This is a genomic window from Knoellia altitudinis (assembly GCF_042666355.1).
GTDB lineage: Bacteria > Actinomycetota > Actinomycetes > Actinomycetales > Dermatophilaceae > Knoellia > Knoellia altitudinis.
In genome coordinates this window covers 415,687-430,040 of sequence record NZ_JBHTDK010000001.1, presented here as the reverse complement: position 1 = coordinate 430,040, position 14,354 = coordinate 415,687, and the positions used below count along the sequence as shown (strand labels likewise).

17 protein-coding genes and 1 pseudogene are annotated in these 14,354 nt (G+C 68.3%); 14 read left to right on the top strand and 4 right to left on the bottom strand.

The genetic code is table 11. The features are described 5' to 3' along the window. Positions 1-177: 177 nt before the first annotated feature. The 4 genes from ACFQW8_RS02040 to ACFQW8_RS02025 are packed head-to-tail and all read right to left on the bottom strand — an operon-like array spanning position 178 to position 3,725. Positions 178-1,311 (bottom strand): hypothetical protein, encoded by a 1,134-nt coding sequence (locus ACFQW8_RS02040; RefSeq protein ID WP_380085317.1) that lies wholly within the window; start codon positions 1,309-1,311, stop codon positions 178-180. After that, positions 1,308-1,832 (bottom strand): DUF4365 domain-containing protein, encoded by a 525-nt coding sequence (locus ACFQW8_RS02035; protein ID WP_380085316.1) that lies wholly within the window; start codon positions 1,830-1,832, stop codon positions 1,308-1,310. The genes ACFQW8_RS02040 and ACFQW8_RS02035 overlap by 4 nt, the downstream gene beginning before the upstream one ends. Before the next feature lie 52 nt (positions 1,833-1,884). Then, positions 1,885-2,268, bottom strand: coding sequence for a hypothetical protein (locus ACFQW8_RS02030; RefSeq protein ID WP_380085315.1), 384 nt, complete (start codon positions 2,266-2,268; stop codon positions 1,885-1,887). After that, positions 2,265-3,725 (bottom strand): recombinase family protein, encoded by a 1,461-nt coding sequence (locus ACFQW8_RS02025; protein ID WP_380085314.1) that lies wholly within the window; start codon positions 3,723-3,725, stop codon positions 2,265-2,267. Before ACFQW8_RS02025 ends, ACFQW8_RS02030 begins: the two co-directional genes overlap by 4 nt. A gap of 16 nt (positions 3,726-3,741) precedes the next feature. Here ACFQW8_RS02025 and ACFQW8_RS02020 point away from each other — a divergent pair. The 14 genes and pseudogenes from ACFQW8_RS02020 to ftsX form a co-directional block, all read left to right on the top strand. Next, a pseudogene (locus ACFQW8_RS02020) lies at positions 3,742-4,593 on the top strand (CpaF family protein); the annotation flags it as partial. Further along, positions 4,590-5,459 carry a type II secretion system F family protein gene (locus ACFQW8_RS02015; RefSeq protein WP_380085313.1) on the top strand — a complete coding sequence of 290 codons (870 nt, stop codon included), beginning with the start codon at positions 4,590-4,592 and terminating at the stop codon, positions 5,457-5,459. The pseudogene ACFQW8_RS02020 and the gene ACFQW8_RS02015, both read left to right, overlap by 4 nt. Beyond that, positions 5,456-6,388, top strand: coding sequence for a type II secretion system F family protein (locus ACFQW8_RS02010; protein ID WP_380085312.1), 933 nt, complete (start codon positions 5,456-5,458; stop codon positions 6,386-6,388). The genes ACFQW8_RS02015 and ACFQW8_RS02010 overlap by 4 nt, the downstream gene beginning before the upstream one ends. Before the next feature lie 41 nt (positions 6,389-6,429). Beyond that, the gene (locus ACFQW8_RS02005) at positions 6,430-6,639 is read left to right on the top strand and encodes a hypothetical protein (RefSeq protein WP_380085311.1); all 210 of its coding nucleotides are present in this window, start codon (positions 6,430-6,432) and stop codon (positions 6,637-6,639) included. Between the two features lies 1 nt (position 6,640). After that, a complete protein-coding gene (locus ACFQW8_RS02000) occupies positions 6,641-7,030 on the top strand; it encodes a TadE family protein (RefSeq protein WP_380085310.1) in 390 nt (129 codons plus the stop codon). A 14-nt stretch (positions 7,031-7,044) separates the two neighbouring features. Next, positions 7,045-7,509, top strand: a complete 465-nt coding sequence (locus tag ACFQW8_RS01995) for a TadE/TadG family type IV pilus assembly protein (RefSeq protein WP_380085309.1) — start codon at positions 7,045-7,047, stop codon at positions 7,507-7,509. After that, positions 7,506-7,985, top strand: a complete 480-nt coding sequence (locus ACFQW8_RS01990) for a pilus assembly protein TadG-related protein (RefSeq protein WP_380085308.1) — start codon at positions 7,506-7,508, stop codon at positions 7,983-7,985. Before ACFQW8_RS01995 ends, ACFQW8_RS01990 begins: the two co-directional genes overlap by 4 nt. 15 nt (positions 7,986-8,000) lie before the next feature. Continuing rightward, the gene (locus ACFQW8_RS01985; RefSeq protein WP_380085307.1) at positions 8,001-8,684 is read left to right on the top strand and encodes a Pr6Pr family membrane protein; all 684 of its coding nucleotides are present in this window, start codon (positions 8,001-8,003) and stop codon (positions 8,682-8,684) included. Positions 8,685-8,844: 160 nt separating this feature from the next. Continuing rightward, positions 8,845-9,258 (top strand): hypothetical protein, encoded by a 414-nt coding sequence (locus tag ACFQW8_RS01980; RefSeq protein ID WP_380085306.1) that lies wholly within the window; start codon positions 8,845-8,847, stop codon positions 9,256-9,258. A 133-nt stretch (positions 9,259-9,391) separates the two neighbouring features. Beyond that, a complete protein-coding gene (gene prfB / locus ACFQW8_RS01975) occupies positions 9,392-10,504 on the top strand; it encodes a peptide chain release factor 2 (protein WP_380085305.1) in 1,113 nt (370 codons plus the stop codon). A gap of 35 nt (positions 10,505-10,539) precedes the next feature. After that, on the top strand, positions 10,540-11,013 hold the full coding sequence (locus ACFQW8_RS01970; RefSeq protein ID WP_380085304.1) for a TY-Chap domain-containing protein: 474 nt from the start codon (positions 10,540-10,542) through the stop codon (positions 11,011-11,013). 97 nt (positions 11,014-11,110) lie between these two features. Further along, positions 11,111-12,490 carry a 3-hydroxybutyrate oligomer hydrolase family protein gene (locus ACFQW8_RS01965; protein WP_380085303.1) on the top strand — a complete coding sequence of 460 codons (1,380 nt, stop codon included), beginning with the start codon at positions 11,111-11,113 and terminating at the stop codon, positions 12,488-12,490. 151 nt (positions 12,491-12,641) lie between these two features. Beyond that, positions 12,642-13,340 (top strand): cell division ATP-binding protein FtsE, encoded by a 699-nt coding sequence (gene ftsE, locus ACFQW8_RS01960; RefSeq protein WP_380085302.1) that lies wholly within the window; start codon positions 12,642-12,644, stop codon positions 13,338-13,340. Continuing rightward, positions 13,337-14,242 (top strand): permease-like cell division protein FtsX, encoded by a 906-nt coding sequence (gene ftsX, locus ACFQW8_RS01955; protein ID WP_380085301.1) that lies wholly within the window; start codon positions 13,337-13,339, stop codon positions 14,240-14,242. The genes ftsE and ftsX overlap by 4 nt, the downstream gene beginning before the upstream one ends. Positions 14,243-14,354: the final 112 nt, after the last annotated feature.

The window sequence follows — 14,354 nt, the reverse complement described above, 5'->3', positions numbered from 1 at the left end:
GCCGCCCTGTCCTTCATGTCCGATTCTAACTGCTTGGCGGCTAGCGCGGCGATGCCCAAACACGGCGCGTCCTAGCGATTTGACGGCCTGCCCGCCCTGTCCGGGGCGGGGGTCCGTGCGCCGGCTGTCTGGCATGGCCTCAGCGGCGCTATTTGGGATGTGTCACAAGGGATTTGCTCAGTCCTGGGCTGAGAGCCCGTCACTTCCGCGGGACTTGAGCTCGTCCATGACACTTGGCCACAGTTGCTCACTCATGACCGGTTGGATTGCCTTCAGCGCGTATGTGCGTCTGAGGGCGTCCCTCGTCCCTGGAATGACCTCCGTGTACACGCGGAGCATGGCTACAACGCGATTGTCCGGGGTGAGGTGGAGTTCGGCGACCTGGTGCTGTAACTCCATCGGGACCGACACGGTGATGTTGCGTCGATCATCGGTGATCATGTTCAACTCGGACCTCGACCATCGCCAGCCGTCGATGGTGCCGGAGACCGGAAGGTCCGTCGACTCTGGTTGTTGCTCACGGGACGTCTGGCCGAGGATCTGTGCCCCAGCCAATCCCATCGTCAGACCCTCCTCCTGGGACCCCCGGCGAATCACGCCGCGAAGGTTCCAGCCTCCATCGGTCACGACGTCCGCTACGCGTGCGACGCTCAGGCGGGCACCAACGCCTAAGGGAGCGAGCCGCGAGCGGAGAGCATCCACCTCCACTTCGCCAACCATGGAGTCGGCCGCGGTGAACAGGCCGGCCATGAATACCAACGCTTGACCCTCTGCAGTCTCTGGCGGCTCGGGGAACATCGAGCGAGGGGCTGAACGGTCTGGCTCTACGAACGTCACTTTCACCGAGCCCGGTCCCGGTCCACCGGCCACCAACAGGTCTCGACTCAAGTGATCGATGCCGAGGCTCGACTTCACCAGTTCCTTGACGGAGTCCGCAGTGCGCATGATGAATCGGCCCAGCGTGTACGCAGATGTCTCGTGACCGCGCACCGTGGGTCCTTCGAGGTGCAACTCCAACTGAACTCGTCCCCCGTCAGTGCTGTTTCGGGGGCCCGCGTGTACCGCGGCATTTCGGATCAGTTTCAGCGACGTGTTCCACGACTCCAAGACGTCGTCAACGGGCTCCCCTTCAAACTTGGCCAGCGCCACCGCTAAGCGGTTCCAGGGCGAGGTTCCTACCTCCAGATCGTAAGGAACGACGGCTTCGGCCACGCCACGTGTCCAGATCTCCCCGACTTCTCCAGCCGCGGAGGCGGACCATCCCAGCCCAACGAGATGGTTGAGCACTACTCGGCGAGCTACGTCGCTCACGGCGTCCCAACTCCTCCGCTAAAGCCCTTTCGGGCTACTTCCAAGTCTGCGCTCCACGTGTCCAGCGTATGGACGGTCAGCCTCTGGCTCGCCGGGACCGTGATGCTGGTTTGGAGGGGGTCCAGTGGGTCGATCCTGGTCCAGAACGCGGCCGAGTGAAGAACCGTGGACCAAGGGCGGTGTCCGTGGTGCGCCCAATCATGACTTGTATCGGAAGGCACCGACACAACCACGAAATAGCCCGGGAGGTCGAGGTCAGTCCAGTTCCTCCGCCATGCGTTCTTGATGGCGTAGCTGCGCTGACGCACGATCGGCCTGCTTGTGCACTTCACCTGCACGAAGACCGACAGGGTGGATCGGATGAACACCTGCCCATCAAGCGAGTGGACATCTCCCTGCGGCGGTGACTCCGCAAACAAGAACCCGGCCTGGGCGCACACTGCGCGCACGTACTGAACCCCCCACCAAGCCTTGCGGTCGCTTATCCCGCTCGGTTTGGCGAACCCCACCGTTGCCGTCATGTGGGGACCATAACCTCGCTACCCGCCGCTCGCTCGCGGACCGTAGATTCGCTCAGTCCTCGAGGGGCAGTCGCAGGCGTGTGAGCACGTCCTCATCGAAGTTGGCTTGCTCGCCGTAGTTCTTCTCGGTGGTCGCGAGGTTGAGGATGAACGTTTCTTCAATGGGTGCGCCTTGAGTCCAAAACTTGAGGGTGCGCGGCCCAAGCCGACCGTCAGCGAACAGGTAAAGATTCGTGAAGCTGTAGAACTTGCCAGGCTCCCCGAAGGTGCGGGTCACGCGGACCGCCCGCTCGAAGTCCTCGCGGGTCAGGCCCTCCGTTTGGTCCCGATGGATGTACCAATGCGGAGTGCCCGGCATCGTCGCGGCGAACGTCCACGACAGGCGAGGTGCGAGGTCGAGCCACCATTCGAGGTCGGCCCGGCTCGCGCCCTTCACGACTGGCCCGGGCGCGTGATCCGCAGCCTGTCACTCGTCCACGCCGCGCCTTTGATTGCCGGTCTCACCTCGACTCGCAATAGGGAGCGCAGCAGTGCGCGCTGCACGTCCACCGGCGCAGCGAGGAAGGCCGCGCCCGGGTCGGCGGCTCCTAGGACGGGGGAGGCCGTCGACCGGCGCAGACGTTGGGCCAGTCGTGCGTCCACGGCCTGCAACTCGGCGGTGATCTTCTCGGACTTCGCCTTGAAGCGGCGGGCGTCGATGAGGTCGGCGTCGTAGTCGCGCTCGGTCTGCTCCAGCCGGGCTAGGAGCACCGTGCGGCGCTCCCGATCCTCGGTAAGGTCGAGGTCCGCAGGAACGAGGGAGGCCACCACCCTCGGGTCGCGCACCATCTCGGCCACCACTGCACGCACGTGCTCATCTGTCGGCTCACTGCTGATTGTCAGGTGGGCCGTGGCCGTGCACCGGTACAGGTAGCGCTTCTCGTGCCCGCGCTTCTCGGTCCCTCCGTAGGGCGCGGGCCGCAGCGGGCTCCCGCAGGCGCCGCCGTCGTCGGTCCGCACGCCGCACGTGTAGATACCGCTCCCGAGCCAGCGCGTTTCGTTCCCGTCCTGGGCTCGGCGACTCGGATCGGTCAGGAGGTCGCGCACTGCGCGCCACTCCTCCTCGCTCACGATGGCCTTCCATGAGGCCTGGCCGACGATCTCGAAATCCTTCGGGTCGCGGTCGGCCCGTCCTCGAGAAAGCAGGCCGGCGTTGCGTGGCCGAACCAGAACGTCACGCAGGCGGGCATAGGTCCACTCCCTGCCCGTGGAGGTCGTCGAGCCCTTCTGGTTGAGCTCCTTGGCTAGAGAGGCGAGAGTGCGCCCGGCCAACACTGCCTTGCTCATCTTCTGCACGACCCGAGCCTCGTCGGCCCGAATGGTCGTGCCGTCCTTCTCGAAGCCGTAGGGCCGCATGCCGCCCCGGTACAGGCCGCGCTCGGCCATCTGCCTCTTGTGCCGCCGCAGTCGCTCACCGATCCGCTCGGCCTCGGCGGTGTCCACGTTGCCCTTGATCCTCGCGACCATCCGGCCGTCCGCGGTGCTCAGGTCGTCGTCGCCCGACACCACGGTCAGGAACCGCGTCCCGTACCTCTTGTGGTGCTCGATCAGGTCTTCCATCTCGCGCGGCCGGCGAGTGAGGCGGCTGTTGCTGTAGGCGAGGATCACGTCCACTCGATGGGCCCGGGCGTCGGACATCATCCGCTCGAACTCGGGCCGGGCCTTCTTGCTCTTGGTCGAAGCGCTGATGTCGTTGTCGACGTACAGGTCCACGACCTCGAGCCCCTCCCGTTTGGCGCGGGCTCGGCAGTCCTCCTCCTGTCGCATGACGCCGAGACGCTCGCCCTCGGAGTCGGCACTGATTCGGGCGTAAATCGCGGCCCTTTTAGGGGCGTCAGATGGATCTTCGCGCATATGTCAATTGTATAGTGTCGACCTCTCCAGCCCGTTCGTCGATGCCGTTCTGCCCGACGGCTCGAGGCTCCACGTCGTCATCCCGGACATCACCCGGGAGCACTGGCACGTCAACGTCCGCAAGTTCATCGTCAAGGCCGACAGCCTCGACGACCTGGTCCGGTTGGGCACGGTGACGCGGCAGGCCGCGACCTTCCTCGATGCGGCTGTGGCGTCGGGCCTCAACATCCTCGTGGCGGGTGGCACGCAGGCGGGCAAGACCACGATGCTCAACTGCCTCGCGTCCGCAATCCCGGCACGCGAGCGGGTGGTCACCTGCGAGGAGGTCTTCGAGCTGAAGATCCCGATGCGCGACGTGGCGTCGATGCAGTGTCGCCAGCCCTCGCTCGAGGGCACCGGCGAGGTGCCACTGCGCCGGCTCGTCAAGGAGGCGCTGCGCATGCGACCCTCGCGGATCATCGTCGGTGAGGTGCGCCAGGCCGAGAGCCTCGACCTGCTCATCGCCCTCAACAGTGGCCTGCCGGGCATGTGCACGATCCACGCCAACAGTGCCCGTGAGGCCATCACCAAGATGTGCACCCTGCCGCTGCTCGCCGGCGAGAACGTCGGCAGCCGCTTCGTCGTCCCTACCGTCGCCGGCTCGATCGACATCGTCGTCCATGCCGCCCTCGAGCGCGACGGCACGCGCCGCATCCGAGAGATCGCTGCGGTGCCCGGGCGGGTCGAGGGGGACGTCATCGAGATCGCCGACCTGTTCGTGCGTCGAGGGGACGACCTCGTGCGTGCCGACGGCTACCCTCCCCACCGCGACCGCTTCGAACGGGCGGGATACGACCTTCCGGCCCTGCTCGCCCAGGGGTCGACGTGACGGGGATCGTCGTCGGCCTCCTCCTCGGCACGGGCCTCTTCTGCATCTGGTGGAGCTTCTGGCCCCGCGACGAGAACCCGAGCCGGCAACCCGAGCCACCCACGCTGATCCGGGTCCTACGCGACGACCTGGTCCAGGCGGGCTACCCGACCGTGACACCGCGCATGCTCCTCGTGGGGTGTGGAGTCGCGTTCACCCTGGTCTTCCTCTTCGTGTTTGCCGTGGTCGCCGTCCCGGCGATCGGCTGCTGCTTCGGTCTCATGGCGGCATGGGGTCCCTATGCGCTGGTCCGGATGCGGGCGCGGCAGCGTCGCAACCGGTTGCGCGACCTCTGGCCGGATGCCGTCGACAACATCACCTCCGCGGTGCGGGCCGGCATGTCCTTGCCCGAGGCGGTCTCGCAGCTCGGGCTCCGTGGCCCCGAGGAGCTGCGACCGGCCTTCCAGGCGTTCGCGCAGGACTACCGCATCACGGGGCGGTTCCATGACTGCCTCGACCGGCTCAAGGAGCGGCTCAGCGACCCCGTCGCCGACCGGCTCATCGAGTCGCTGCGCATCGCCCGCGAGGTCGGGGGCAGCGACCTCGGCCGGCTCCTGCGCACGTTGTCCGTCTTCCTGCGTGAGGACTCGCGCACCCGCTCCGAGCTCGAGACCCGGCAGGCATGGACGGTCAACGCTGCCCGGCTCGCCGTCGCGGCACCGTGGATCGTCCTCGCGATGCTGTCGACCCGGCCCGAGTCGGTCCAGGCGTACTCCACGGGCACGGGGGCGCTCGTGCTTCTCTTCGGGGCAGCCATGACCGCCATCGCCTACTGGATCATGGTGCGCATCGGCCGGCTGCCCGAGGACGAGCGGGTGCTGCGGTGACCGATCTCGCGCGCTCCGGCGCCATCCTCGGATTCCTCATGGGCACGGGTCTGCTCCTGACGTGGGTCGGCCTGCCGCGCCATCGTCGAGCTGGGTTGGGTGACCGGGTCCTGCCCTACCTCAAGGACACGCCGAGACCGTCGAACCTGCTCGCCGTGGACAGCCAGACCAAGGGCGTGTTCTCGCTCCTGCTCGCGCCGGTGGTCGGCAAGCTCTCCGGCCACGTCGAGCGGATCATGGGCGGGGCGCCGTCGATCCGCCGTCGCCTCCTCCGAGCCGGACTGGCTCCGGACGTGGACAGGTTCCGAGCGCAGCAGGTGCTCTGGGGTGTGGGTGGCGGACTCGGGATGCTCGCCGTCGGGACGCTGGCCTTCTTCACCCGCGGCTCCAGCCCCGTGCTCGTCGTCCTGCTCACGGCCATCGGTGTCGCATCCGGTGTCGTCACCGCCGACTGGTTTCTCAGCCGCCGCGCCGCCAGGCGCGAGGAGCGCATGCTGGCCGAGTTCCCCACGGTTGCCGAGCTGCTCGCCCTCGCCGTAGGGGCCGGTGAGGGGGCCGTCGGCGCCCTCGAGAGAGTGTGTCGCCTGTCCCATGGCGCGCTATCGGACGAGCTCCGGCGCTGCCTGGCCGATGCCCGAGCCGGCGCCAGCCTCCCGGTCGCCCTCCACGGCCTCGCCGACCGCACCGGGCTCATGAGTCTCACCCGGTTCGTCGACGGCATCGTCATCGCCGTCGAGCGCGGCACCCCCCTCGCCGACGTCCTGCGCGCCCAGGCGCAGGACGTGCGGGAGGAGGGCCGCCGGCTCGTCATGGAGGCCGGGGGCAAGAAGGAGATCGCCATGATGGTGCCGGTCGTCTTCCTGGTGCTCCCCATCACCGTCCTCTTCGCCGTCTATCCCGGCTTCTCGTTCCTGAACTTCTCGATGTGACACCTGAATCTGTCGATGTGACACCAGCGAAAGGCAGCACCATGCAGACCATCCAGCGATCCCTCGTCCGAGCCCACCTCGCGGCCAAGGACCTCGTCGACACGGCCGATCGTCGGCGTGAGCGCGGCGACGTGCCGGGCTGGGTCCTCATCACCCTCATGACGGCCGGGCTGGTCGCAGTGCTGTGGACTGTGGCCGAGGACCAGCTGCAGAACCTGTTCCAGCAGGCCATGGACAGCGTCTCCCGTTGAGATGACCACGCTCGTCCGTCGTGACGAGCGCGGGTCGGCCGTGGCGGACTTCGTCATGGTCTCGGGACTCGTCCTGTTCCTCTTCATGACGGTCTTCCAGCTCGGGCTCGTCCTCCACATCCGCAACACCCTCATCTCGTGCGCGAGCGAGGGTGCGCGGCTCGGCGCCCGTGCTGACGCCGACCCGGGGATGGGAGCCGCCAGGGCGCGCGAGCTCATCGAGGCCTCCCTGTCCGACGACTACGCCGGCAACGTGTCGGTGGGCACCGACGTCGTCGAGGGGGTGCAGGTCGTCGAGGTGCGGGTGCGGACGCCGTTCCCGGTCCTCGGCCTGCTGGGGCCGGATGGCCGGCTCGACGTCACCGGCCGTGCCTTCCATGAACGGCAGTGAGCGAGGTGAGCGCAGTGGACAGGGACACCTGGCGGCACCGACTTGGGCAGGCCCGCGGCGGCGAGGAGGGGAGCGCCATCATCGAGTTCATCTTCCTCGGCGTCCTCATGCTCGTGCCGCTCATCTACCTCGTCATGACGCTGGGGCGGGTCCAGGCCGGTTCGTATGCCGTGACGACGGCTGCGCGCGAAGCCGGTCGCGCCTTCGTCACGGCGCAGTCGGGGCAGGATGCGGCGGCGCGGGCACAGGCCGCCTCCGAGGTGGCGTTCGTCGACCAGGGATTCGGCGGGAGCGGGACGATGGAGATCGTCTGCTCGACCTCCCCGTGCCTCACTCCCGAGGCGCGCATCGAGACGACGGCCCGGGTCATCGTCCCCCTGCCTCTCATCCCCGGCTTCGCCCGCGACGTCGTGCCCCTCGAGATCCCGCTCACCGCGAGCCACCTCTCGACCGTCGACCGGTTCCGAGGTTCACCGTGACCAGGGGTGGCCAGCAGGTTCGAAAACCGCTGCGGCACACGCCTGTCCGACGGGACGAGCAGGGGCGGGTCGCCCTCCTCGTCCTCGTCTTCACGATGATCTGCATCCTGCTCATCACCGGGGTCATCGCCGTGACATCCGTGCACCTCTCGCGGATGAAGCTGCTGGACGCCGCCGACGGGGCGGCCCTGGCGGCAGCGAACGCACTGGACGACGCGGCATACGGGGGAGGTGTCGGTGAGGCGGTCCCACTGAGCAACGCGACGGTCCAAGAGGCCGCAGGTGACTACGTCGCACGACGTCCGATGCCCGCCGGGATGCGCGAGTGGGGGCTCGGCGCACAGACCGGGACACCCGATGGCGAGCTCGCGGTCGTCCACATGTCCTGCGTCGCGAAGGTGCCGTTGGTCGGCTGGATGCTGGGCGACGGCGTGCGTGTCGACGTCGTGTCCCGCGCGCGGGCGGATCTCCAGTAGGGCCATGATGTGCCCGTGGACACCCAGCGACAGGCCCGCACGTGGCACGCCCTCACCGCCGTCGTGACCTGGGCAGCGCTCATCCTCCAGGTCGTCCTCGTCCTCAAGGGCGGCCGGGTCCTCGACGAGTCGGTCGGGCCCGTCCCGCTCGGCACCCGCCTCATCCGGTTGGTCTCCTACTTCACGATCCTGTCCAACCTGCTCGTCGCGATCACGACGACGACGTTGGCCCTCGGACAGGCGGCCTACCCGAGGTGGTGGCGGGTCCTGCGGCTCAATGCCGTGATCTGCATCGCCGTCACCGGCGTCGTCCACTTCTTCCTCCTGCGGCCGCTGCTCGACCTGAGCGGTGCCGACTGGGCGGCAGACAAGCTCCTGCACATGGTCGTCCCGCTGCTCGCCATCATCGGGTGGCTTGCCTTCGGCCCTCGCGGCCGTGTCGACAGCAGCCTCCTGTTGCCATCCCTCATCTTCCCGATCGGATGGCTCGTCTACACGCTCGTGCGCGGCGGGGTCGTCGACTGGTACCCCTACCCGTTCCTCGACGTCGGCCTGCACGGCTACCCGAGCGCCCTCCTCGCCTGTGCCGGAGTCGCCGTCCTCCTCCTCGCCCTGACCTGGGCTGCCATCAGGCTCGATCCGCGCCTCCCCGGCGAGCGAGATGACCATGTCCGCTCGCGGAGCCCGCAGCTCACGTAGTCCCGCAGGGGCACGTCCAAATGGCTCGGATTGGGGGCGCCTCGACGCCTCCATTCCCCTGACGGGCTTTCTCGCCCGGAGCAGAATCCCTCTCCAGGAGCTCTGCCGCACAACCGGCGACGTACCCGTCGCCCCGGCGGCGCTTCGGAAGGGATCCGAGATGGGTCGCACGACCAAGCGCTTCGGCGCCGCCATCGCCATGACGGCAGCCATCGGTCTCGCCACCGCGACAACAGCGGCGGCTCACGAGTGCTACAACGCCAGCCGCTCCGACAAGGGCAACACACAGGCCGGCGCCAACTCCAACGCGTGGTTCACGCTCGTGGTGGCCGACGCCATCGGCGGTGACGTCGCGGACGGTGTGCTCACACCCGAGCAGGGCGAATGCGTCCTCGCCGCATACGAGGCGAGCGGCGCGCCGTCCTCCTTCACCATCAAGACCGTCGCCGGGAAGGACGGTGTCGTCGGTGGTCCCAACAACGCCGACGGCCATGGCATCGACCACGTCTTCGCTGCCTACGGTGACGTCATTGGTGGCGCGTACGCCGGGTGCGGCGCCGGAGGTCCCGGCTGACCGGACGTGACTCTTGACCTGGGCGGGTCACCCAACCCCTCGTCGGTGGCCCGTCCAGCCCGTCCAGCCCGTCCAGCCGGTCCGAGCCGCGGGAAGTGAGCGGACGGCATACGGGCACGTAGTCTTGGCTCTTGTGGCAACCGACTTCCAGCAAGAGATCAAAGACCTGCGCACGACGATGACGTCGGTGCGTGACGTCACCGACCTGAGCGCGCTCGAGGCGACGATCGCCGACCTCGAGCAGCAGGTGGCGGCACCCGACCTCTGGGACGACCAGGAGAAGGCGCAGGTCGTCACCTCCGCGCTCTCTCGCGCCAAGTCCGAGTACGAGCGCGTCACCGGCATGGACACCAAGGTCGACGACCTCGAGGCGCTGGTCGAGATGGGCCAGGAGGAGAACGACGCCGAGACCCTGGCGGAGGCCGAGAGGGAGCTCAGGGCCGTCAAGAAGGCCGTCGGCGAGCTCGAGGTCCGCACGCTGCTCAGTGGCGAGTGGGACGAGCGCTCCGCCGTCGTGACGATCCGCGCGGGCGCCGGTGGCGTCGACGCCGCGGACTTCGCCGAGATGCTCATGCGCATGTATCTGCGCTGGGCCGAGCGGCACGGCTACCCGACCAAGGTCATGGACACGTCCTACGCAGAGGAGGCCGGGATCAAGTCCGCGACCTTCGAGGTCAACGTGCCCTATGCGTTCGGCAACCTCTCGGTCGAGGGCGGCACCCACCGCCTCGTCCGGATCAGCCCGTTCGACAACCAGGGTCGTCGCCAGACGAGCTTCGTCGCGGTCGAGGTCATCCCGCTCATCGAGGGCACCGACAGCATCGAGATCCCCGAGAACGACCTCAAGATCGACGTCTTCCGCTCCTCCGGCCCGGGCGGTCAGTCCGTCAACACCACCGACTCCGCCGTGCGCATGACCCACCTCCCCACGGGCACCGTCGTGTCGATGCAGAACGAGAAGTCGCAGATCCAGAACCGCGCCGCAGCCCTGCGCGTCATGCAGTCCCGGCTGCTCCTGCTCAAGCGCGCCGAGGAGGCCGCCGTCAAGAAGGAGATGGCCGGAGACGTCAAGGCGAGCTGGGGCGACCAGATGCGCTCCTACGTCCTCAACCCCTACCAGATGGTCAAGGACCTCCGCACCGAGTACGAGACCGGCAACCCGACCGCCGTCTTCGACGGTGACATCGACGGCTTCATCGAGGCCGGCATCCGCTGGCAGATCGCCCAGCGCAAGGCTGCTGAGTGAGTCCCGCTGCGGGACAGTGAGATTCGAGACCACCGATGACGTATGCCGTGGAGCTCCCCGCTGACGGACCGGCGGACTGGACGGAGTGGTCGGCGGCGCTGGCGCTGCGGATCCGGGGCCTTGCCGAGGGAGAGGACGTCGTCGTCTCGCTCCCCTCGCTGGCGCGACCGCACCTCGTGCGCAAGAGCCGGTTCCTCGGGATCATCCCGGCCGTCCATGAGGACACCTGGCCGTGGGCGCGCGTACGGCGCGACGACGACCACGCCGTCGCCGAGCTCGTGGGCAGCGAGAGCTTCGGCGGTGAGCTCCTCCTGTCGGACGCCGAGGAGGCCCAGGTCGATGCGCTCGGCTGGCGCCGTCCGAGTCACGACGAGATCGAGGCGCGGGTCTGGTCGCGGTGGTTCCCCGACGACGTCGCGGTGTCGGGCTACCTGCCGGCGTCTGATGCAGCGGCAGCGGCTGCGCTCGTGACCCGCACGCTGCGCGAGCTCTTCGTCACCGACGTCTGAGCGGTCGCTCAGACACACACGCGCCGCGGGGGAATGGGGCCTGCGCACATGGGACTGCGGGTGGTGCCCGAGGATGCTGAGCGCTATGCGCCCGACAATGACGTCTCCTCGCGCGGTCCTCGCCACCCTGACCGCCCTCGCAGCCACCGCCGCTCTCGTGGCCGCCGCACCAGCGGCCACCGCTGACAAGCCGGGTGGCGGACACTGCGCCCGCCAGGGCAAGATCGCGATCCCCGGAGCCGAGAAGCAGAAGGTCTCCTGCCTCGACGACCTCACGACCGCAGGCACGGTGCCGTCCGGTCACAGCAGGGCCGCCGACTTCGCCGGCCTCCACACACCCGGCACGGTCAACCCGACGGGGGTGCCCGGCATACAGATCGACGGCTACTTCCCCGACACGTCGACGACGAACACCAACAACGGCTGGAACCACGACAGCCAGTTCGTCATCCGCATCCCCGACGACTGGAACGGCGGGCTCGTCATCACCGGTGCCCCGGGCAACCGCACGCAGTACGCCAACGACTTCATCTGGTCGGACTGGGTCCTCGCGCAGGGCTATGCGTTCGCGAGCACCGACAAGGGCAACATGGGGCTGCGCTTCTACGACGACGGCTCGGAGCCGGGCGGCAGTGTGCGCGAGTGGAACTCACGCGTCACCGAGCTCACCCTCGCCGCCAAGCGCGTCGTCAAGCAGGTCCGGGCCAAGGCGCCGCAGCGCACCTGGATGGCCGGCATCTCCAACGGTGGCTACCTCGTCCGCTGGCAGCTCGAGAACCGCCCCGACCTCTACGACGGCGGGCTCGACTGGGAGGGCACGCTTCTGCGCGCCGACGGACCGAACCTCCTCACCTACCTGCCGACCGCGCTCAGGCACTACCCCGCGTATGCCGCGACCGGTAGTCCCGCGGCCCACGCTGCGATGATCGCGGCCGGCTTCGCACCCGGCAGCGAGTTCCTCTGGCCGTTCCACCACACCGTCTACTGGGACCTCACCCAGCGGATCTACCGCGAGGAGTTCGACCCCAGCTTTGATGGTGCGACTGACGCGGGGACGCCCTACTGCGCGAGCGGGACTCCCCAGTGCGACGCCGACTACGACTACGCCAGCCGCCCCGCCGCGGTGAAGGAGGCCATGCGGTCGGTGGAGCTCACGGGAGACATCGGCAAGCCGCTCATCACGGTGCACGGTGACCTGGACACCCTCCTGCCGATCGGGACCGACTCCGACGTCTACGAGCAGCTCGTCGACGACGCCGGCCGTGGCGTCGACCACCGCTACTACCGGGTCGAGGACGGCACCCACACCGATGCACTTGTCCCGGCGTTCCCGGACCGGCTCCGCCCGCTCCTGCCCTGTGCCCGCGCCGGGTTCGACGCGCTCACGGCGTGGGTCGAGGACGGGAAGGCACCGCCGGCCGATGCGACCGTGCCGCGCCCGACGTCGGGGGACCTGCTCCACACCTGCGCCCTCTGACGAGCTTCTCGGGCGCGAGGGGCATCGGGCGCCGGATGTCCTCTCCGTGCCGCGGGCGCGCCGTTCTGCTCGGGGGTGTCCCCGGGCCACAGGTCCGGAACCTATGCTCGACGGGCACCCTTCCCCGAGCCGTGAGGCCTGACCCCAGCGCATGATTCGCTTCGACAACGTCACCAAGGTCTATCCGAGGTCGACCCGCCCCGCGCTCGTCGACGTCTCGGTCAACGTCGAGCGCGGCGAGTTCGTCTTCGTCGTCGGCCCCTCGGGGTCCGGCAAGTCCACGATGCTCCGGCTGGCCCTGCGCGAGGAGAAGGCGACCTCCGGCGCGGTCCTCGTCGCCGGTCAGGACCTCGGGACCCTGTCGGCCCGCAAGGTCCCACGCTTCCGGCGGGGGATCGGCGCCGTCTTCCAGGACTTCCGGCTCCTCCCCGGCAAGACCGTCGACCAGAACGTCGCCTTCGCGCTCCAGGTCATCGGCAAGCCGACGTCGGCCATCCGCCAGCTCGTGCCCGAGACCTTGGAGATGGTCGGGCTCGAGGGCAAGGGCAAGCGCCTCCCGCACCAGCTCTCTGGTGGCGAGCAGCAGCGCGTCGCCATCGCCCGGGCGGTCGTCAACAAGCCGCAGATCCTCCTGTGCGACGAGCCGACCGGAAACCTCGACCCCAAGATCAGCCTCGACATCGTGCACCTGCTCGACCGGATCAACCGCGCGGGCACGACCATCGTCATGGCGACGCACGACGCGGACACCGTCAACGAGATGCGTCGCCGGGTCGTCCAGCTCGACGACGGCGTGGTCGTGCGCGACGCCGAGGACGCGACCTACCTGGCTCTGGAGGTGGACAAGTGAAGGCCGGCTTCATCGCGGGCGAGGTCTGGTCGGGACTGCGCCGCAACCTCTCCATGGCGCTCTCGGTCATCCTCGTGACGATGGTGTCGATGTTCCTGCTCGGCATGGGCCTGCTGGCCCAGAAGCAGGCCGACACGATGAAGGGCTACTGGTACGACCGGATCCAGGTTTCGATCTACCTGTGCGCCGAGTCCTCCCTCCAGCCCAACTGCCAGGGCCAGGCCGCGACCACGGCCCAGGAGGAGAGCATCGAGAACCAGCTCCGGGCCATGCCCGAGGTCAAGGAGGTCTTCCACGAGTCGGAGGCCGAGGCCTTCGAGCGCTTCAAGGAGCAGTTCCGCAACAGCCCGATCACCGGCAACGTCCAGCAGGGTGACATCCCGCAGAGCTTCCGCGTCCAGCTCGGCGATCCGACGAAGTATGCCGTCGTCACGAGCCAGTTCGAGCGCGCACCGGGCGTCGCGAGCGTCCAGGACCAGGAGAAGGTCCTCAAGCGCTTCTTCCAGATCATCAACTGGATCACCGTCTTCTCGGTCTTCCTCGCCGGCCTCATGGTCATCTGCGCGACCCTGCTCATGGCGACGACGATCCGTCAGGCGGCGTTCATCCGGCGACGCGAGATCGGCATCATGCGGCTCGTGGGAGCGTCCAACTGGACCATCCGGATGCCGTTCATCATCGAGATGCTCGTGGTCGCCACGCTCGGAGTGGGGCTGGCGGTCGGTGCGTTGTGGCTGGGCCTGCGGCTGATCTTCAACCTCGGCTTCAACCAGGTCGTGCTCAACCAGGCCCTCATCGGGGCGGGCGACGTCTGGTCGCTGACACCGTGGCTCTTCGGCGGCGTCATCCTCATCGCGGTCCTCACGAGCGTGGTCACCCTGCGCCGCTATCTGCGGGTCTGAGCCATTCCCGCCACTGCGTCCGCACCCGCCAATCGCCTGCGGGCCGCCCCTCGCGTCCGCGACAATGGTCGAGTTCCCGAACACCTCTGCAGACCCAGGAGAGACGACGGGC

Coding starts and splice junctions, on each gene's coding strand:
- ACFQW8_RS02005 (WP_380085311.1), top strand. CDS start 6,430: ATGCAGACCATCCAGCGATCCCTCGTCCGAGCCCACCTCGCGGCCAAG.
- ACFQW8_RS02025 (WP_380085314.1), bottom strand. CDS start 3,725: ATGCGCGAAGATCCATCTGACGCCCCTAAAAGGGCCGCGATTTACGCC.
- ftsE (WP_380085302.1), top strand. CDS start 12,642: ATGATTCGCTTCGACAACGTCACCAAGGTCTATCCGAGGTCGACCCGC.
- ACFQW8_RS01970 (WP_380085304.1), top strand. CDS start 10,540: ATGACGTATGCCGTGGAGCTCCCCGCTGACGGACCGGCGGACTGGACG.
- ACFQW8_RS01965 (WP_380085303.1), top strand. CDS start 11,111: ATGACGTCTCCTCGCGCGGTCCTCGCCACCCTGACCGCCCTCGCAGCC.
- ACFQW8_RS02035 (WP_380085316.1), bottom strand. CDS start 1,832: ATGACGGCAACGGTGGGGTTCGCCAAACCGAGCGGGATAAGCGACCGC.
- ACFQW8_RS01980 (WP_380085306.1), top strand. CDS start 8,845: ATGGGTCGCACGACCAAGCGCTTCGGCGCCGCCATCGCCATGACGGCA.
- ACFQW8_RS02000 (WP_380085310.1), top strand. CDS start 6,641: ATGACCACGCTCGTCCGTCGTGACGAGCGCGGGTCGGCCGTGGCGGAC.